Consider the following 16722-nt stretch of genomic DNA (forward strand, 5'->3'; position numbering starts at 1 on the left):
TCACACCTCTCGGCCCGTCCCGTACACCGGCCCTTCCGTCCGCGCCCGTAGCAGCAGCTCCCGTACCGCCTTTCCCGCCTCCCCCGGTGTCCAGCGGTCGCCCTTGTCGGCCGTGGGGCCGGGGTGCCAGCCCTCCATGACCGTGATGCGCCCGGCCTCCGCCTCGAAGACCCGGCCCGTGACGCCGGCCGCGTCCGCCGACGCCAGCCAGGCCACCAGCGGCGAGACGTTGGCCGGGGCCATCGCGTCGAATCCGCCGTCCTCCGGCGCGGCCATCGCCTCCGCGAAGACCCGCTCGGTCATCCGGGTGCGGGCCGCCGGGGCGACGGCGTTGACCTGGACGCCGTAGCGGGCCAGTTCGGCGGCGGCCACGAGGGTGAGGGCGACGACGCCGGCCTTGGCGGCGGCGTAGTTGGCCTGCCCGACGCTGCCCAGCAGCCCTGCGCCGGACGTGGTGTTGACGACGCGCGCCTCGGGCACGCTCCCCGCCTTCGCCCGTGCCCGCCAGTGGGCGGCGGCGTGGCGCAGGGGCAGGAAGTGGCCCTTGAGGTGGACGCGGACGACGGCGTCCCAGTCGTCCTCGCCGAGGTTGACGAGCATGCGGTCGCGCAGGAACCCGGCGTTGTTGACGAGCGCGTCGAGGCGTCCGTAGGTCTCCAGGGCGGTGGTGACGAGCGAGCGGGCGCCCTCGTCGGTGGCGATGTCACCGGCGTGGGCGACGGCTTCGCCGCCCCGGGCGCGGATCTCCTCGGCGACGAGCCGGGCGGGGTCCGCCGAGGCGCCCTGCCCGGCGGGCCCCGCGCCCAGGTCGTTGACGACGACCCGGGCGCCCTCGGCGGCGAGCGCCAGCGCGTGGGCGCGGCCGAGGCCGCGCCCGGCGCCGGTGACGACGGCGACCCGTCCCGCGCGGATTCCGGTCATGCCGTTCCTCCCTGTGCTGCGGCGAGGAAGGCGGGGGCCTCGCCCCCGCCGTGGACGAGCAGGGCGGCCCCGGAGATGTAGGCGGCCCGGTCCGAGGCGAGGAAGACGGCGGCCTCGCCGATCTCGTCGGGCTCGGCGAGCCGCCCGGCCGGTACGGTCCGGCCGACGGCGGCCACGCCCGCCTCGCCGCCGTAGTGCGCCCGGGCGGCCGGGGTGTCGGCCATGCCGAGGACGAGGGTGTTGACCCGGACGTCCGGGGCCCACTCGACGGCCATGGTGCGGGCCAGGTTCGCGAGCCCGGCCTTGGCCGCGCCGTAGGCGGCGGTGCCGGGCGAGGGACGGGTGCCACTGACGCTGCCGATCATCACGATCGCCGCGGCCGCCGGGCCGGGCCGCGCCCGCAGCAGCGGCCGGGCGGCGAGCGAGACGGCGAGCGGCACGAGGAGGTTGAGCTCCAGGACGCGGACGTGCCGGGCCGCGTCCGCCGCGTCCAGGGGCCGGTGGGGCGTGCCGCCGGCGTTGTTGACGAGGACGTCGAGCCGGCCGTACTCGGCGGCGAGCCAGGTGAAAACCTCCTCGACAGCCGCTGGTTCCCTCAGATCCGCGCTGTGGAAGCGGGCCGTCCACCCCGCCGCCGTGACCGGCTCGTCGGGTGGGCGACGGGCGCACACCACGACGTGCGCGCCGGTGCGCAGAAAGGCCCGCGCGATGCCCGCGCCCACGCCCCGGGTGCCGCCGGTGACGAGTACGACCCGGCGGCCGTCCGGCTCCGGACCGGGAGTTCCGCTCATCCACGCCTCCCCCGGCGAACGGTCCGCTGCTACCGTCGACAACGGACCGATACCTAACAAACGTTTGGTGGAAAGGTAGCCGATGGGCATCTCCACCGCACGCCCCGAACCGGGCATCGCCGTCGTCACCGTGGACGTCCCGCCCGTCAACGCCCTGCCCGTGCGCGGCTGGTACGCGCTGGCGGCCGCGGTCCGCACGGCCGGCGCCGACCCGGACACCCGCTGTGTCCTGCTCACCGCCGCCGGGCGGGGCTTCAACGCCGGCGTGGACCTCAAGGAGTTGAGCGGCACGCCGGGCCACCGGGCCCTCGTCGACGTCAACCACGCCTGCGCCGAAGCCTTTTCCGCCGTCTACGACTGTCCCGTCCCGGTCGTCGCGGCCGTGCACGGCCACTGTCTGGGCGGCGGCGTCGGCCTCGTGGGCAACGCGGACGCGATCGTCGCCTCCGACGACGCGGTGTTCGGGCTGCCCGAGCTCGACCGGGGCGCGCTGGGCGCCGCCACCCACCTCTCCCGTCTCGTACCCCAGCATCTGATGCGCACGCTCTTCTACACCTCGCGCACCGTCACGGCCGCCGAGCTCCACCGGCACGGCTCGGTCTGGCGCGTCACGCCCCGGCCGGGGCTCGCCGGGGCGGCGCTGGAGCTGGCGCGGGAGATCGCGGCGAAGGACGGCGCGCTGCTGCGCATGGCCAAGGCCGCGCTCAACGGCATCGACCCCGTCGACGTCCGGCGGGGCTACCGCTACGAGCAGGGCTTCACCTTCGAGGCGGCCCTCGGCGGCGTCGGCGACCGGTACCGCGCCGCCTTCGCCGCCGGCCGGCCGGGCCCGGGGAGGGAGGGGGCATGACGGCCGACAAGAGGATGACCGCCGACGAGGCGGTGGCCCGGCTGGCGGACGGCATGACGATCGGCATCGGCGGCTGGGGGTCGCGCCGCAAGCCGATGGCGCTGGTCCGGGCCGTGCTGCGGGCCGGGCTGACCGATCTGACCGTCGTCTCCTACGGCGGCCCGGACGTCGGCCTGCTGGCGGCGGCGGGCCGGATCCGCAAGCTGGTGACGGCCTTCGTCTCCCTCGACTCGATCCCCCTCGAACCGCACTTCCGCGCGGCCCGGCAGCGGGGCGGGCTGGAGCTGGTGGAGCTCGACGAGGCGATGGTCATGTGGGGCCTGACGGCCGCCGCGCACCGGCTGCCGTTCCTGCCCGTGCGGGCCGGGATCGGCTCGGACGTCATGACGGCGGGCCCGGACCTGCGGACGGTGGTCTCGCCGTACGAGGACGGGGAGGAGCTGGTCGCCGTGCCCGCGCTGTCCCTCGACGCGGCGCTGGTCCACCTCAACCGCGCGGACGCGCGCGGCAACGCCCAGTACCTGGGCCCGGACCCGTACTTCGACGACCTGTTCTGCGAGGCGGCCAAGGAGGCGTACGTCTCCTGTGAACGGCTCGTCACCAGCGAGGAGTTCGCGGACGAGGGCGGGCCGCAGACGCTGCTCGTCCAGCGGCACTGCGTCACCGGGGTCGTCGAGGCGCCGGGCGGCGCCCACTTCACCTCGTGCGCGCCGGACTACGACCGCGACGAGGCGTTCCAGGCGGCGTACGCGCGGGCCGCCGCCGACCCAGCGGCCTGGCGGGAGTTCGTCGCGCGGTTCCTGTCCGGCGACGAGGACGAGTACCGGGCGGCGGTCGCGGCGACACACGGGCGGGATGCCTCGTGAACGCGAGCAGGGCCGAGATCTGCGTCGTCGCCTGCGCGGAGGTCTGGCGCGGCGACGGGGAGATCCTGGCGAGCCCGATGGGCACGGTCCCCACGATCGGGGCAAGGCTGGCGCGGCTGACGTTCGCCCCGGAGCTGCTGCTGACGGACGGCGAGGCGATGCTGATCGCCGACGTGCCGGCGCTGGGCCGCCCGGCCCGGGTGATCGAGGGCTGGCTGCCGTTCCGCCGCCACCTGGCGCTGGTCACCGGCGGCAGACGGCACGTGATGATGGGCGCGAGCCAGCTCGACCGGTACGGCAACCAGAACATCAGCCGCATCGGCGACGCCCGCCGCCCCGACCGGCAGCTGCTGGGCGTGCGCGGCGCGCCCGTCAACTCCCTCAACCACCCGGTCAGTTACTGGATCCCCCGGCACTCCCCCCGGGTCCTGGTCGAGCGCGTCGACATGGTCTGCGGCGTCGGCCACGACCGGGCGGCCGCCGCCGGGCCCGCCGCGACACGCTTCCACGGCCTCCGGCGCGTCGTCACCGACCTCGCGGTGCTGGACTTCGAGACGCCGGACCGCACGCTGCGGGTGCGCTCGCTGCACCCCGGCGTCACGGCCGAGGAGGTGCGGGCGGCCACCGGCTTCCCCCTCGACGTGCCGGCGGACGTGCCGCGCACCCGGCCGCCGACGGCGGCCGAACTGCGGCTGATCCGCGAGGTCCTCGACCCGGACGGCCTCCGCGACCGCGAGGTACGGCCGTGAGGACGGCCCTCACCGAGCTCGTGGGCGTCCGGCACCCCGTCGTGCAGACCGGCATGGGCTGGGTGGCGGGCCCCCGGCTGGTGACGGCCGTCGCCGCCGCCGGGGGCCTCGGCATCCTGGGCGCGGCCACCATGACCCCGGAGCGGCTGCGGGCCGCCGTCCGGGAGGTGAGGTCCCGCACCGACCGGCCCTTCGGCGTCAACCTGCGCGCGGACGCGGGCGACGCCGCCGAACGCGCCGCGATCCTGGTGGCGGAGGGGGTGCGGGTGGCGTCGTTCGCGCTGGCCCCCTCGCGGGAGCTGATCGCCCGCCTCAAGGACGCCGGCGTGGTCGTCATCCCCTCCGTCGGCGCCCGGCGGCACGCCGAGAAGGTCGCGGCGTGGGGCGCCGACGCGCTGATCGTCCAGGGCGGCGAGGGCGGCGGCCACACGGGCGAGGTCGCGACGTCGGTGCTGCTGCCGCAGGTCGTCGACGCGGTCGGCGTCCCGGTCGTCGCGGCGGGCGGCTTCCACGACGGCCGGGGCCTGGTCGCCGCCCTCGCCTACGGGGCGGCGGGCATCGCCATGGGCACCCGTTTCCTGCTCACTTCCGACAGCACGGTCCCGGCGGCCGTGAAGGCCGCGTACCTCGCCGCGTCCGTCAAGGACGTCACCGTCACCGACCGGATCGACGGCCTGCCCCACCGCATGCTGCGCACCCCCTTCGTCACCGCGCTGGAGCGCGCGGGCCGCACCGCCACGCTCGTGCGGGCGCTGCGGCACGCGGCGGCGTTCCGGGCACTGTCGGGGCTGACGTGGCGGCGGATGCTGCGCGACGGGCGGGCCCTGCGGCACGGCGGGGAACTCGGCTGGGGGCGGGTGCTGCTGGCCGCGAACACGCCGATGCTGCTGAAGGCGGCGATGGTCGACGGCCGGACGGATCTGGGGGTGATGGCCGCCGGGCAGGTGGCGGGAGTCATCGAGGACCTGCCGTCCTGCGCGGCGCTGATCGAACGGATCATGGCGGAGGCGGAGGGGGTGCTGCGAGGATTGGGCCGGCATGTGCCGGAGGATCGGAGGTCCTGGCAATGAACGACACGGCCGCCCGCGCGCTGTGGGAGCTGTACGAACCCGTCCACGCCGTCGTCTACTTCGCCCCGGAGGCGCTGACCGCCTTCGAGGAGGCGGGGCTTCGGGGCTGGCGGCGCGGCTACTTCGCCGGACGGGCGGCACCGCTCGGGCCGGTGGGCCCGGAGCCGGTCACGGCGGCGTTCTTCGGCTTCGCGCCGGGGACGGTCGCCCGGGCGCTGCCGTCCGTCTGGGACATCACTCCGCCCGCGCGGGCCCTGGAGATCCGGCGCGCGGGAGCGCGGGCGGCGCTGGAACGGCTGCTGGCGGGCCGGGAGAAGGAGGCGGCACGGGCGGGGGAGCTACTCGCCGGCGTCGCGGAGGGCCTGGACCACGGCGGGCGCGTGCTGTCCGCCGCGCACGCGGCGCAGCCCTGGCCCGACGACCCGCTGGAGCGGCTGTGGCACGCGGCGACGCTGCTGCGCGAGCACCGGGGCGACGGCCATGTGGCGGCCCTCGTCGCCGCCGGGCTCGACGGCTGCGAGGCGCTGGTGCTGCGGTCGGGCATCGACGTGCCGCGCTCGGAGCTCCAGCCCTACCGGGGCTGGACGGACGACGAGTGGGAGGCGGCGGGGGCGCGGCTGGTGGGGCGGGGGCTGCTCGGGGGCGACGGGGTCGCTACGCGGGAGGGGCGGGCTCTCCTGGCGTCCGTCGAGGAGGCGACGGATCTGGCGGCGGGGCGGGTGTGGGCCGAGTCCGACGCCGAGGAACTTCGGGCCGTGCTCGCGCCGTTGGCAAAGGCTTGTGCGGGAGCGCTGCGGTTCCCGAATCCGATCGGGCTGCCCAGGGGCGGGCGGGGGTGAGGAGGCCCCAGTCCCGCCCTTTCACCGTTTCCCGGGGGCTCCGCCCCCGGACCCCCGTCAGCCAGCGTGGCTGAACACCGCGCTCGCCAGGGCCACATGGATCGCCGTGCCGCCCAGGACGCTCAGGACCGCGTTGCGGCGCCACAGGTGGAGGGCGAGCGTGGCCGCGAGGGCGAGGGCGACGGGTGGGGCGGTCGTGAGGGAGACGTCGCGGAGGGTGTACACGGTGAGGATCACCATCACACCGACCGGCATGTGCACGCTGAGGTAGCGCAGGGTGTCGCTCGCCCGCAGGGGGGCCAGCGCGGCGAAGGGGAGGCAGCGGAGCGCCCAGGTGACGGCGGCGGATATGGCGATGGCGGCGGCGACGTACGTCGCGTGGTCAGGCACGGGCCGTCTCCCCTCGCGGCGCGAACGCGCGGCGGGCCAGGAGCCCGGCGGTGAACAGGCCCAGCGCGGCGAGCAGCATCTGCCCCGGCAGGACGAAACGGGCGACCAGCGCGCACACCAGGGCGAGGGCGGGCGTGGGGATGTCGCGCTTGGCCAGGTAGGCGTCGACGGCCAGGACGACGAACAGGGCGGTCAGCGCGAAGTCCAGACCGGTCAGTTCGGCCGGGACCAGCGAGCCGAAGAGCGCGCCGAGGGTGGCGCCGACGACCCAGTAGACCTGGCACAGCGCCTGGAGCCAGACGATCCGCCGACCGCTCCAGTCGTGCGCCGACTCACCCGTGGTCAGCGCGTAGGCCTCGTCCGTCAGCGTGTAGGTGCTGTAGACCTTGCCGGCGCGGCTCCTGACGCGGTGCAGCGGGAAGGACAGGGCGTAGAAGACGTGCCGGAAGTTGACCAGGAACGCCGTGAGCGCGACCTGGGCCAGCGGCGTCGCCGCGGCTATCAGGCCGACGAGGAGGAATTCGAGCGAGCCCGCGTACACGAAGGCGGTGATCGCGGTCGCCCACCACCAGTCCAGCCCCGCGTGGACGACGAGCACGCCGAGGGCTATGCCCAGCGGGAACAGGGCCAGGCCCACGGAACTGGAGTCCTTGAGGGCCGACCGGAAGTCGGACGTGGTGGGAGGGGGTGGGGCGGTGTCCTGGTGCTCGCGGCGGATGGCCACGTCTGACGGGGCGTTCATGCGGCAATTTTAGGTTTTTGACCACGTAATTTGGTTTCCGATCATTCCTCCGTTTCGCGCTCGTGCGACACTTCATTACATGGACGACATCGACCGGGAAATTTTGTTCCATCTGCGCCAGGACGGTCGTCTGACCAACGTCGAGCTGGCCAAACGCGTCGGTCTGACGCCGCCGCCGTGTCTGCGCCGGGTCAAGCGCCTGGAGGACGAGGGGATCATCACCGGCTACCGGGCCCGGATCGACCCGGCGGCGTCCGGCCGGCACTTCGAGGTGATGGCCGCCGTGGAGATCGGCGTCAACGACCTCCAGACGGTCGAGGAGCTGGAGTCGGCGATCGCCTCCTATGACGAGGTCGTCGAGTTCCACCGTCTCTTCGGCCGCCCGGACTATTTCATCCGGGTCGCCGTCGAGGACCACGCGGCGTACGAGACGTTCCTGACCACCAAGCTGATCGGGCTCCGGGCCGTCACCCGGGTCGACTCCCACCTCGTCATGAAGAAGATCAAGACGGACGACTGAGGGGCTTCACAACCGCTCGACGATCGTCACGTTCGCCTGTCCGCCCCCCTCGCACATCACCTGCAGGCCGAAGCGTCCGCCCGCCCGCTCCAGCTCCGCCACCAGCGTCGTCATCAGTCTCGCCCCCGTCGCCCCCAGCGGGTGCCCGAGCGCTATCGCCCCGCCGTTCACGTTGACGCGGTCCGGGTCGGCGCCGGTCTCCTTCAGCCAGGCCAGGACGACGGGCGCGAAGGCCTCGTTGACCTCGAAGAGGTCGATGTCGTCCACGTTCAGGCCCGCCCGGCGCAGCGCGTGGGCGGTCGCCGGGATGGGGGCGGTGAGCATGCGGATGGGGTCCTCGCCGCGCGCGGAGAGGTGGTGGATCCGGGCGCGGGGGGTCAGCCCGTGGTCGCGCACGGCACGCTCGTTCGCGATCAGCAGGGCCGCCGCGCCGTCCGAGACCTGGGAGGAGACGGCGGCGGTCAGCCGCCCGCCGGGGACGACGGGCTGGAGGGCGGCCATGCGGGCGAGGGAGGTGTCGCGGCGCGGGCCCTCGTCGGCCGTCACGTCCCCGTACGGCACGGTCTCCCGGGTGAAGCGGCCCTCGTCGCCGGCGCGCACCGCCCGTTCGTGGGAGCGCAGCGCGTACTCCTCCATGGCTTCGCGGGTGATGCCCCACTGGTCGGCGATGGTCTCCGCGCCGTGGAACTGGTTGACGGGCCGGTCGCCGTAGCGGGCGCGCCAGCCGTGGGAGCCGGCGAAGGGGCCCTGGGTGAGGCCGAGGGGTTCGGTGGCGCGGTGGAAGGCGTAGCCGATGGGGATCTGCGACATGCTCTGGGTGCCGCCGGCCACGACGAGGTCCTGGGTGCCGGAGAGGACGGCCTGGGCGGCGAAGTGGACGGCCTGCTGGCCGGAGCCGCACTGCCGGTCGACGGTGACGCCGGGGACCTCCTCGGGGAGGCCGGCGGACAGCCAGCTGGTGCGGGCGATGTCCCCGGCCTGCGGGCCGACGGTGTCGAGGCAGCCGAGGACGACGTCGTCGATGGCCGCCGGGTCGACGTTCGTGCGCCGGATGAGTTCGGCGATGACGTGGGCGCCCAGGTCGGCGGGGTGGACGGCGGCGAGGGCGCCGCCGCGGCGGCCGACGGGGGTGCGTACCGCTTCGACGATGAACGCTTCGGCCATGACGGGCTCCTAAGGTCGTGCGGCGATGCCGTCCAGGACCATGGACAGGTACTGCCGGGCGATCTCCTCCGCGCTGTGCGTCCCGCCGGGCCGGTACCAGGACGCGGCCACCCAGACGGTGTCGCGCAGGAAGCGGTAGGCGAGGCGGGTGTCGAGGTCGGCGCGGAAGGACCGGTCGGCCACGCCGCGCCCGAGGACGCCCAGCCACATCTCCTCGAACCTCCGCCGGGAGTCGGCGAGGTAGGAGAAGCGGGGGTTACCGGCGAGGTGCGGGGACTCCTTCTGGTAGAGGGCGACGGCCGCGCGGTGCCGGTCGATCTCGCGGAAGGACTCGGTGACGAGCGCGGTGACGGTCTCGCGGGGGCCGTGCCCGGCGGCGAGGACGGCGTCGTAGCGAGCCCACAGGTCGTCGAGGAAGCCGGTGAGGATCTCGTCGAGCATCGACTCCTTGGAGTCGAAGTGGTAGTAGAGGCTCCCGGCGAGCATGCCCGCCTCGTCGGCGATCCGGCGGACGGTGGTGGCCCGGTAGCCGTGTTCGGCGAACACCTCGGCGGCCGTGGCGAGGAGTTCCCCGCGCCGCGTGGGGGTGGCCTTCTTGCTGGTCGGCTTGCTGGTCGGCACGGTGCCATTCTCGTTCACGCGCGCTGGCTGCTGACGGCGACGGTCTCCCCGGTCATGTACGAGGAGTAGTCGCTGGCGAGGAAGACGATGACGTTGGCGATCTCCCAGGGCTCGGCCGCCCGGCCGAACGCCTCCCGTTCCGCCAGCCGTTCCAGCAGCTCGGGCGTGGTGACCCGGGCGAGGTGGGGGTGGGCGGCGAGGCTGGGGGCGACGGCGTTGACGCGGACGCCGTGGTCGGCGGCCTCCAGGGCCGCGCAGCGGGTGAGGGCCATGACGCCGGCCTTGGCGGCGGCGTAGTGGGCCTGGCCGCGCTGGGCGCGCCAGCCGAGGACCGAGGCGTTGTTGACGACGGCGCCGCCGGTGCCGCGCGCCCGCATGCGGCGCAGGGCGGCGCGGGTGCAGCGGAAGGTGCCGGTGAGGGTGGTGTCGAGGACGCGGTGCCACTGGTCGTCGGTCATGTCGGCGAGTTCGGCGGTACCGCCGAGGCCCGCGTTGTTGACGAGGACGTCGAGGGTTCCGTGGCGTTCCTCGGCGAGGTCGAGGAGGGCGGCGACGCGGGCCTCGTCGGTGACGTCGCAGGGCGTTCCGGCCACGCGGTCCGCCCCGAACTCCCCGGCGAGCTCGGCCACTACGCGTTCGAGGCGGGACGCGTGGGCGTCGCCCAGGACCACGCTCGCGCCCTCCTCCAGGAAGCGGCGGGCGGTGGCGCCGCCGATGCCGGTGCCCGCGGCGGCGGTGATGACGGCGGCGCGGCCGGTCAGCAGGTCGTGGCCGGGTGGCGGAGGCGGCGGGCCGGAGCCCTCGACGCTGCTCATGGCCCCACGCTAACCTACCAAACACTTGTTAGGGAAGGATGGTTGATGACCACTGACCCTGTGGACGCCGGTCCTGTCGTGCGCTACGAGTGCGACGGCCCCGTCGCGACCGTCACCATGAACCGGCCCGCGTACCGCAACGCGCAGAACTCCGCGATGACCTACGCCCTGGACACGGCCTTCTCCGAGGCGGCGGCCGACGACGACGTCCGCGTCGTCGTCCTGGCCGGGGCGGGTGAGCACTTCTCGGCCGGGCACGACATCGGGTCGCCCGGCCGGGACGAGCATGTGTCGTTCCCCCGCCGGGCCGGGCTGTGGTGGGACCACTCCGGCAGATCCGGCGCCGAGCGGCGCTTCGCCCGCGAGTCCGAGGTGTATCTCGGGATGTGCCGGCGCTGGCGCGAACTGCCCAAGCCGCTGATCGCGAGCGTCCAGGGAGCCTGCGTGGCGGGAGGGTTGACGCTGGCCTGGGTGTGCGACCTGATCGTGGCGAGCGAGGACGCGTTCTTCGCCGACCCGGTCGTACGCATGGGCATCCCGGGCGTCGAGTACTTCGCCCACCCGTGGGTGATGCCGCCGCGGATCGCCAAGGAACTCCTCTACACCGGCGACCGGATGAGCGCGCGCCGCGCGTACGAGGTGGGGATGGTCAACCGGGTGGTGCCGCGCGAGGCGCTGGCCGCCGAGACCCGCGCCCTGGCCGGGCGGATCGCCCGGATGCCCCGGATGGGCCTGGCGCTGACGAAACGGGCGGTCAATCAGGCCGAGGACCTCCAAGGGCTGCACAGCGGCCTGGACTCGGCCTTCGCCCTCCACCACCTCGCGCACGCGCACAACGCGGAGACGGCCGGCGATCCGCTCGCCGGGATGGACGCCCGGGCCATGAAGGACCGCTGATGGACCTCGACCTCACCCCCGAGGAGACCGCCTTCCGCGCCGAGGCGCGGGCCTGGCTGGCGGAGCACGTGCCCGCCACCCCGCTCGCCCCGCCGGAGACCGCGCGGGGCTTCGCCGAGCACCGGGCGTGGGAGCGGACGCTGTACGAGGGCCGCTGGTCGGCGGTCTCCTGGCCGTGCGCGTACGGGGGCCGGGGCGCCTCGCCGGTGGAGTCGCTGGTCTTCGAGGAGGAGTACCACGCGGCGGGCGCGCCCGTCCGGATCTCCCAGAACGGCATCGCCCTGCTCGCCCCCACGCTCCTCGCGCACGGCACCGAGGAGCAGCGGGCGCGGATCCTGCCGCCGATGGCGCGCGGCGAGACGGTCTGGGCCCAGGCGTGGTCCGAGCCCGAGGCGGGCTCCGACCTGGCGGCGCTGCGCTCGGTCGCGGTCCGTGCGGACGGCGGGTGGCTGCTCAGCGGGAACAAGACGTGGTCGTCGCGGGCGGTGTTCGCGGACCGGGCCTTCGGCCTGTTCCGCAGCCACCCGGGGGCGGACCGTCCGCACCGGGGGCTGACGTACGCGCTGTTCCCGCTGGACGCGCCCGGGGTGACCGTACGGCCCGTCGGGCGTCTCGACGGGAAGCCGGTGTTCGCCGAGATCTTCCTGGACGAGGTCTTCGTGCCCGACGAGGACGTCGTCGGGGAGCCGGGGCAGGGCTGGCGGGTGGCGATGAGCACGGCGGGCAGCGAGCGCGGGACGGCGCTGCGCGCCCCGGGCCGGTTCACGGCGGCGGCCGGGCGGCTGGTGGAGCTGTGGCGTTCGGCCGCCGATCCCGGTGACACGGCGTTGCGGGACCGGGTCGCGGACGCGGTGATCCGGGCGCGGGCGTACCGGCTGTACGCCTACGGGCAGGTGTCGCGGCCGGGTCCGCCGCCGGAGGCGGAGGCGAGCCTGACGAAGGTGTTCTGGTCGGAGCTGGACCTCGCGCTGCACGAGACGGCCCTCGACCTGCTGGGCGCCGACGGCGAGCTCGTCGACGCGGACTGGGCGCAGGGCTGGCTGTTCGCCCTGGCCGGGCCGGTCTACGCCGGGACGAACGAGATCCAGCGGGATGTGATCGCGGAGCGGCTGCTGGGGCTGCCGAAGGGACGGCGGGGATGAGGTTCGCGCTGGACGACGGGCAGACGGCCTTCGGGCGCTCGCTGGACGGGATGTTCGCGGCGGCGGACACGCCCTCGGCGGTGCGGGCGTGGGCGCGCGGCGAGCACGGGCCGGGGCGGGCGCTGTGGCGCCGGGCGGCGGACGCGGGCGTGTTCACGCTGGCGGCGCCCGGCGGGCTGGGCGGGGTGGGGCCGCTGCCGGTGGAAGTGGGCGTCGCGTTCGTCGAGTTCGGCCGGCACTGCGTGCCGGGCCCGCTGGTGGAGACGGTGGCGGTGATGGCCCTGCTGTCGCGGCTGGCGGAGGCCGGGGAGGCGGCGCCCGCGAAGGAGTGGGTGCCGAAGGTGTGCGCGGGCCGGGCACGGGTGACTCTGGCGGCCCCGGCCCGCGCCGAGCACGGCCCTCGCGCCGGCCGGGCGGCGGCGCCGGCCGGGGGGCCGTACGCGCCGGCCGCCGACGCGGTCGACGCGGTCTTCGTGGCGACGGCCGGTGCCGAGGATGCGGAGCCCGGTCGCGGCCCGGTCCTGCGGTCCATCGGCCCCGCGCGGCCGTACGCGCTGGACGCGGACGCGGCGGACGCGGTCTTCGTGGTGACCAGCAGTGACGGGGAGGCGGCGGACGGGGACGCGGCGGACGGGCTGTGGCTGGCGCCCGGTCACGGGCCGGTCCTGCCGTCCGTCGACCCCGCGCGGCGTCTGGCCGTACCGGCGGCGGGCGGGGAGCGGCTGGCGGCCGGGCCCGCCGTGCGGGAGGCGGCCGCGCACGCGCGCCTGTGGGCGGCGTACGCGACCGCCGCGCAGGCGCTCGGGGTGGGGCACGCGCTCCTCGACCGGACGGTGGCCCACGCACGGCGGCGCGTCCAGTTCGGCACGGTGATCGGTTCGTTCCAGGCGGTCAAGCACCGGCTGGCGGACGCGCTGATCGGCCTGGAGTTCGCGCGGCCCCTGCTGTACGGCGCGGCCGTGGCGCTGGCGGCGGGCTCCCCGGGCGCCCGGGCGGAGGTGGCGGCTGCCAAGGCGGCCGCCTGCGACGCGGCGTACGCGGCGGCGCGCACGGCCCTCCAGGTGCACGGGGCGATCGGCTACACATCCGCATACGAGCTGTCGCTGTGGCTGGGCAAGGCACGGGCCTTGCGGCAGGCGTGGGGATCGCCGGAGGACTGCCGCCGGGATGCCCTGGAACTCCCCCACTGAACTCTTTCACCAGTAAAACACCTGCTAATGTTTTTGTATGGCGAAGCTCCCTCCCCTGCCCCTGCGCGGTGTCGTCCGGCTGAAGCCGGCGGCGGACGGCTGGCACCGGCCCGCGCTGAGCGCGGCCCTCGCGCTGGCCGTCCCCGACGTGACGCTCCTCGCGCTCGGCCGCCTCGACCTCGCCCTGTACACCGCCGCCGGCGCGCTCTGCGCGCTGTACGGGCACGACCGGCCCTACGCCCGGCGCGCCCGGACGCTGGCCTGGGTGGTCCTGGGCGCGGTCGCGGGCATGGGCGTGGCCCTGACCGGTGCCGCCCTCGTCCACTCGGCTCCCCTGCTGGTGCTGCTCGCGGCGCTCGTCGCGGCGGCCCACAAGGCCGTGTGCGACGCCGCGCGGATCGGGCCGCCGGGGAACGTGGTGCTGACGTTCGTCACGTCGACGGCGTTCTTCGTGCCGCAGCGGGCCACCGAGGTGCCCGCGCATCTGGGCCTGGTCGCGGCGAGCGGCGCCCTGGCCTGGCTGATCTGCATGGCCCCGGGCCTCGTCCGGCCGCGCGGGCCGGAGCGGATCGCCGTGGCACGGGCCCTGGAGGCGGCGGCCCGGGGCGACCGGCACGCGGTGCTGGTGACGGCGGAGGCGGCGCGGCGGGCGTGCGCGGGCGAGCCCACCCTGGAGGCCCTGGTCAGGTGGGCCGAGGCAGCGTCCGAGGGGGAGGCGGGGCCGCTGCGGGAGGTGGCGCGGGGCCTGCGCCGTGGGAATTCCCCGATCCCGGCCCTTCCCGACGCCGGGGGCTTCGCCCCCGGGCCCCCGTTCCGCGCTGACGCGCGGTGTCCTCAAACGCCGGACGGGCTGTATTTGGCCGCGCTGCGCGTCGCGCTCGGCGGCGCCCTCGCCGGGTGGGCCGCCCTCGCGCTGGGCGGTACGCACCCCCACTGGGCCGTCGTCGCCGCCGCGTCCGTCGTCCAGGCGCACGCCTCCGCGTCCTGGCAGCGCGGCGCACAGCGCGTGATCGGCAATGTCGTGGGGCTGGCGCTGTTCGCCGCGCTGCTGCCCCTCGCCCGCGCGGGTGAGGTCGTCATGGTGGCGGTCGCGCTCGCGCTCCAGGTGACGGCGGAGGCGACCATCGCCCGGAACTACTGGCTGGGCAGCGTGTTCGTGACTCCGATGGCGCTGCTGCTGGGCGAGTTCGCCGGGGCGCACCCGGCGGGCGGGACCATCGCGGACCGGGGCGTCGACACGGCGGCGGGCGCCGCGGTGGGGGTGCTGGTCTGCCTGCTGGTCGCCGACGGACGGGCCGTGGCACGGGTGGAGGCCGCCCTCGCCCGGGTCCGCGACGCGCGTGCCGACGCGCATGACAGCACGCGGGATCCGGCCCATGCCCGGCAGCGGCTCGGGGCGGCGCTGCTGGAGCTGCGCGCGGCGGCGGACGTCGCGGCCGGTGAGCGGCGGCGGCACCCGCTGCCCGAGGCGCGGATCGCCCACGAGGAGCACGAGGGGCACCGGGCCCTGGCCGCCCTCCGCGCCCCCGCGCCCGCCGCCGGCTGACGCCGCCCGACGGCACGCGGCCCTCCGGCGGGCCTCGACGGATCCGCCCGCGCACGTCGCGGCAGAATCTACCGGGGAACACCGACTGGAGAGGATCGAGAACTGTGGCCGAGGACGCCGAGGACATCGTCGCGCGCGTGCTGCGCCAGTGGCAGCAGGTCCACCCCGGACTGGACACCGCGCCGATGGCCGTGATCGGCAGGCTCAACCGGTGCGCCGCCCTGCTCCAGCAGGCCACGGACGCCCCGCTGGTGCGCGAGGGGCTGACGCGGGCGGAGTTCGACATCCTGGGCACCCTGCGGCGCACGGGCCGGGAGCTCACGCCCGGGCAGATCGCCCGGGAGACGTTCGCCTCGGGCGCGGCCGTCACCAAGCGGCTGCGGGTGCTGGAGGAGCGCGGCCTGGTCGCCCGCCGACCGGACGACCGCGACCGGCGGGTGGCCCACCTGTCGCTGACCGACTCCGGCCGGGAGCTCATCGACGTGCTGATCCCGCGCCAGCTGGAGTACGAGCAGGTGCTGCTCGCGGGGCTCGGCAAGGACCGGCAGGACGAGCTCGCCGACATCCTCGCCGAGCTGCTCGTCCTCCTTGAGGGGCGGCTCGGCGGGCTTCAGCCCTAGCCTCCCGGGGGGGCACCCGACAACGCGTCCGAGCGCTCGGTCGGTGCGGTCGTGCGGCCGCGGGCCGTCCGTGGCTTGTCGCGCCGTTCCCCGCGCCCCTTACGTACGCGGCTGCGTGAAGCGGAGCATGTTGCCCGACGGGTCGCGGAAGGCGCAGTCGCGGACGCCGTAGGGCTGGTCGACCGGCTCCTGGAGGACCTCGCCGCCGGCGGCCCGGATCTTCTCGAAGGTGGCGTCGCAGTCGTCCGTGGAGAAGATCACGCCGCGCAGCAGGCCCTTGGCCAGCAGCTCCGCCATGGCCTGCCGGTCGGCGGGCGAGGCGTTGGGGTCGGCGAGCGGCGGTTCGAGGACGATCTCGACATCCGGCTGCGCGGGCGAGCCGACGGTCACCCAGCGCATCCCCTCGAAGCCGACGTCGTTGCGGACCTCCAGGCCGAGGATGTCGCGGTAGAAGCCGAGGGCCTTGTCGTGGTCGTCGACGGCGATGAAGCACTGTGAAAGCTTGATGGTCATGCCCTCGACGCTACGAGGCGACGGCCGGATCCGCTTCTCCGATCCTGACCGGTTGCCCGGCGCCGGCCGGGTCCCTGGTCCTGAGCGGCCGTGTGTAGACCTTGGCCACGCACGCCGGGATCGCGGCGCCCGCCTCGTGGGGGCGGGCCCGGTACGCGCTCGGGCTCTCGCCGACCAGCTCGGTGAAGCGCGAGCTGAACGAGCCCAGTGAGGTGCATCCGACGGCGAAGCAGACCTCCGTCACGCTCAGGTCGCCCCGCCGCAGCAGCGCCTTGGCCCGCTCGATACGGCGGGTCATCAGGTAGTTGTACGGCGTCTCGCCGAACGCGGCGCGGAAGCTGCGGGAGAAGTGCCCGGACGACATCAGGGCGACGCGGGCCAGCGCCGGGACGTCCAGCGGCAGCGCGTAGTCGCGGTCGATCACGTCCCGCGCGCGGCGCAGCCTCACGAGGTCCTCGAGTGTCACGCGCTCCAGC

20 protein-coding genes are annotated in these 16722 nt (G+C 75.3%); 11 read left to right on the forward strand and 9 right to left on the reverse strand.

Annotation, left to right across the window (positions count from 1 at the left end; translation table 11 throughout):
* Positions 1–921, reverse strand: coding sequence for an SDR family oxidoreductase (locus IE096_RS02620; protein WP_189447929.1), 921 nt, complete (start codon positions 919–921; stop codon positions 1–3).
* Entirely contained in the window at positions 918–1712 is a 795-nt protein-coding gene (locus IE096_RS02625; RefSeq protein WP_189447931.1) for an SDR family oxidoreductase, read from the reverse strand. Before IE096_RS02625 ends, IE096_RS02620 begins: the two co-directional genes overlap by 4 nt.
* An 82-nt stretch (positions 1713–1794) precedes the next feature.
* On the opposite strand from IE096_RS02625, the gene IE096_RS02630 reads away from it, so the two are divergent.
* From IE096_RS02630 to IE096_RS02650, 5 genes are read left to right on the forward strand one after another with little or no spacing between them, the layout of a single operon-like run.
* On the forward strand, positions 1795–2562 hold the full coding sequence (locus tag IE096_RS02630) for an enoyl-CoA hydratase family protein (RefSeq protein WP_189447933.1): 768 nt from the start codon (positions 1795–1797) through the stop codon (positions 2560–2562).
* Positions 2559–3428: a CoA transferase subunit A gene (locus IE096_RS02635; protein ID WP_189447934.1), complete on the forward strand. Its 870-nt coding sequence runs from the start codon at positions 2559–2561 to the stop codon at positions 3426–3428. The genes IE096_RS02630 and IE096_RS02635 overlap by 4 nt, the downstream gene beginning before the upstream one ends.
* Complete coding sequence (locus IE096_RS02640; RefSeq protein ID WP_189447937.1) at positions 3425–4177, forward strand: CoA-transferase subunit beta; 753 nt, start codon at positions 3425–3427, stop codon at positions 4175–4177. Before IE096_RS02635 ends, IE096_RS02640 begins: the two co-directional genes overlap by 4 nt.
* The gene (locus IE096_RS02645; RefSeq protein WP_189447939.1) at positions 4174–5247 is read left to right on the forward strand and encodes an NAD(P)H-dependent flavin oxidoreductase; all 1074 of its coding nucleotides are present in this window, start codon (positions 4174–4176) and stop codon (positions 5245–5247) included. Before IE096_RS02640 ends, IE096_RS02645 begins: the two co-directional genes overlap by 4 nt.
* Complete coding sequence (locus IE096_RS02650) at positions 5244–6086, forward strand: SCO6745 family protein (RefSeq protein ID WP_189447941.1); 843 nt, start codon at positions 5244–5246, stop codon at positions 6084–6086. Before IE096_RS02645 ends, IE096_RS02650 begins: the two co-directional genes overlap by 4 nt.
* A 57-nt stretch (positions 6087–6143) precedes the next feature.
* Here IE096_RS02650 and IE096_RS02655 read toward each other — a convergent pair whose 3' ends face one another.
* Entirely contained in the window at positions 6144–6476 is a 333-nt protein-coding gene (locus IE096_RS02655) for a branched-chain amino acid transporter permease (RefSeq protein ID WP_189447942.1), read from the reverse strand.
* Entirely contained in the window at positions 6469–7218 is a 750-nt protein-coding gene (locus tag IE096_RS02660) for an AzlC family ABC transporter permease (RefSeq protein ID WP_189447945.1), read from the reverse strand. The genes IE096_RS02655 and IE096_RS02660 overlap by 8 nt, the downstream gene beginning before the upstream one ends.
* Before the next feature lie 79 nt (positions 7219–7297).
* Here IE096_RS02660 and IE096_RS02665 point away from each other — a divergent pair, with 79 nt between their 5' ends.
* A complete protein-coding gene (locus IE096_RS02665; protein WP_189447947.1) occupies positions 7298–7738 on the forward strand; it encodes an Lrp/AsnC family transcriptional regulator in 441 nt (146 codons plus the stop codon).
* Positions 7739–7744: 6 nt separating this feature from the next.
* Here IE096_RS02665 and IE096_RS02670 read toward each other — a convergent pair whose 3' ends face one another.
* The 3 genes from IE096_RS02670 to IE096_RS02680 are packed head-to-tail and all read right to left on the reverse strand — an operon-like array spanning position 7745 to position 10338.
* The gene (locus IE096_RS02670) at positions 7745–8902 is read right to left on the reverse strand and encodes an acetyl-CoA C-acetyltransferase (RefSeq protein WP_189447949.1); all 1158 of its coding nucleotides are present in this window, start codon (positions 8900–8902) and stop codon (positions 7745–7747) included.
* A 9-nt stretch (positions 8903–8911) separates the two neighbouring features.
* Positions 8912–9523, reverse strand: coding sequence for a TetR/AcrR family transcriptional regulator (locus IE096_RS02675; protein ID WP_189447950.1), 612 nt, complete (start codon positions 9521–9523; stop codon positions 8912–8914).
* Positions 9524–9537: 14 nt separating this feature from the next.
* Positions 9538–10338: an SDR family oxidoreductase gene (locus IE096_RS02680; RefSeq protein ID WP_189447952.1), complete on the reverse strand. Its 801-nt coding sequence runs from the start codon at positions 10336–10338 to the stop codon at positions 9538–9540.
* A gap of 45 nt (positions 10339–10383) precedes the next feature.
* On the opposite strand from IE096_RS02680, the gene IE096_RS02685 reads away from it, so the two are divergent.
* From IE096_RS02685 to IE096_RS02705, 5 genes are all read left to right on the forward strand, one after another.
* Positions 10384–11235, forward strand: coding sequence for an enoyl-CoA hydratase (locus tag IE096_RS02685; RefSeq protein WP_189447954.1), 852 nt, complete (start codon positions 10384–10386; stop codon positions 11233–11235).
* A complete protein-coding gene (locus IE096_RS02690) occupies positions 11235–12377 on the forward strand; it encodes an acyl-CoA dehydrogenase family protein (RefSeq protein ID WP_189447956.1) in 1143 nt (380 codons plus the stop codon). Before IE096_RS02685 ends, IE096_RS02690 begins: the two co-directional genes overlap by 1 nt.
* Positions 12374–13567, forward strand: a complete 1194-nt coding sequence (locus tag IE096_RS02695) for an acyl-CoA dehydrogenase family protein (protein WP_189447958.1) — start codon at positions 12374–12376, stop codon at positions 13565–13567. The genes IE096_RS02690 and IE096_RS02695 overlap by 4 nt, the downstream gene beginning before the upstream one ends.
* A 37-nt stretch (positions 13568–13604) precedes the next feature.
* Positions 13605–15113 (forward strand): FUSC family protein, encoded by a 1509-nt coding sequence (locus IE096_RS31745; RefSeq protein WP_189447960.1) that lies wholly within the window; start codon positions 13605–13607, stop codon positions 15111–15113.
* A 104-nt stretch (positions 15114–15217) separates the two neighbouring features.
* Entirely contained in the window at positions 15218–15733 is a 516-nt protein-coding gene (locus tag IE096_RS02705) for a MarR family winged helix-turn-helix transcriptional regulator (RefSeq protein WP_189447962.1), read from the forward strand.
* A 99-nt stretch (positions 15734–15832) separates the two neighbouring features.
* Here IE096_RS02705 and IE096_RS02710 read toward each other — a convergent pair whose 3' ends face one another.
* Both IE096_RS02710 and IE096_RS02715 read right to left on the reverse strand, forming a co-directional pair.
* Positions 15833–16246 carry a VOC family protein gene (locus tag IE096_RS02710; protein ID WP_189447964.1) on the reverse strand — a complete coding sequence of 138 codons (414 nt, stop codon included), beginning with the start codon at positions 16244–16246 and terminating at the stop codon, positions 15833–15835.
* Between the two features lie 10 nt (positions 16247–16256).
* The gene (locus IE096_RS02715) at positions 16257–16712 is read right to left on the reverse strand and encodes a helix-turn-helix transcriptional regulator (protein ID WP_229819870.1); all 456 of its coding nucleotides are present in this window, start codon (positions 16710–16712) and stop codon (positions 16257–16259) included.
* Between the last annotated feature and the right edge of the window lie 10 nt (positions 16713–16722).

Origin of the sequence: Streptomyces abikoensis, assembly GCF_014648775.1 — a bacterium.
Classification (GTDB): Bacteria; Actinomycetota; Actinomycetes; order Streptomycetales; family Streptomycetaceae; genus Streptomyces; species Streptomyces abikoensis.

Bases quoted from the DNA above. Each gene is read 5' to 3' on its own strand.
- IE096_RS02620 (WP_189447929.1), bottom strand. From the start codon at position 921: ATGACCGGAATCCGCGCGGGACGGGTCGCCGTCGTCACCGGCGCCGGG.
- IE096_RS02625 (WP_189447931.1), bottom strand. From the start codon at position 1,712: ATGAGCGGAACTCCCGGTCCGGAGCCGGACGGCCGCCGGGTCGTACTC.
- IE096_RS02630 (WP_189447933.1), top strand. From the start codon at position 1,795: ATGGGCATCTCCACCGCACGCCCCGAACCGGGCATCGCCGTCGTCACC.
- IE096_RS02635 (WP_189447934.1), top strand. From the start codon at position 2,559: ATGACGGCCGACAAGAGGATGACCGCCGACGAGGCGGTGGCCCGGCTG.
- IE096_RS02650 (WP_189447941.1), top strand. From the start codon at position 5,244: ATGAACGACACGGCCGCCCGCGCGCTGTGGGAGCTGTACGAACCCGTC.
- IE096_RS02660 (WP_189447945.1), bottom strand. From the start codon at position 7,218: ATGAACGCCCCGTCAGACGTGGCCATCCGCCGCGAGCACCAGGACACC.
- IE096_RS02665 (WP_189447947.1), top strand. From the start codon at position 7,298: ATGGACGACATCGACCGGGAAATTTTGTTCCATCTGCGCCAGGACGGT.
- IE096_RS02670 (WP_189447949.1), bottom strand. From the start codon at position 8,902: ATGGCCGAAGCGTTCATCGTCGAAGCGGTACGCACCCCCGTCGGCCGC.
- IE096_RS02680 (WP_189447952.1), bottom strand. From the start codon at position 10,338: ATGAGCAGCGTCGAGGGCTCCGGCCCGCCGCCTCCGCCACCCGGCCAC.
- IE096_RS02685 (WP_189447954.1), top strand. From the start codon at position 10,384: ATGACCACTGACCCTGTGGACGCCGGTCCTGTCGTGCGCTACGAGTGC.
- IE096_RS02690 (WP_189447956.1), top strand. From the start codon at position 11,235: ATGGACCTCGACCTCACCCCCGAGGAGACCGCCTTCCGCGCCGAGGCG.
- IE096_RS02695 (WP_189447958.1), top strand. From the start codon at position 12,374: ATGAGGTTCGCGCTGGACGACGGGCAGACGGCCTTCGGGCGCTCGCTG.
- IE096_RS31745 (WP_189447960.1), top strand. From the start codon at position 13,605: ATGGCGAAGCTCCCTCCCCTGCCCCTGCGCGGTGTCGTCCGGCTGAAG.
- IE096_RS02710 (WP_189447964.1), bottom strand. From the start codon at position 16,246: ATGACCATCAAGCTTTCACAGTGCTTCATCGCCGTCGACGACCACGAC.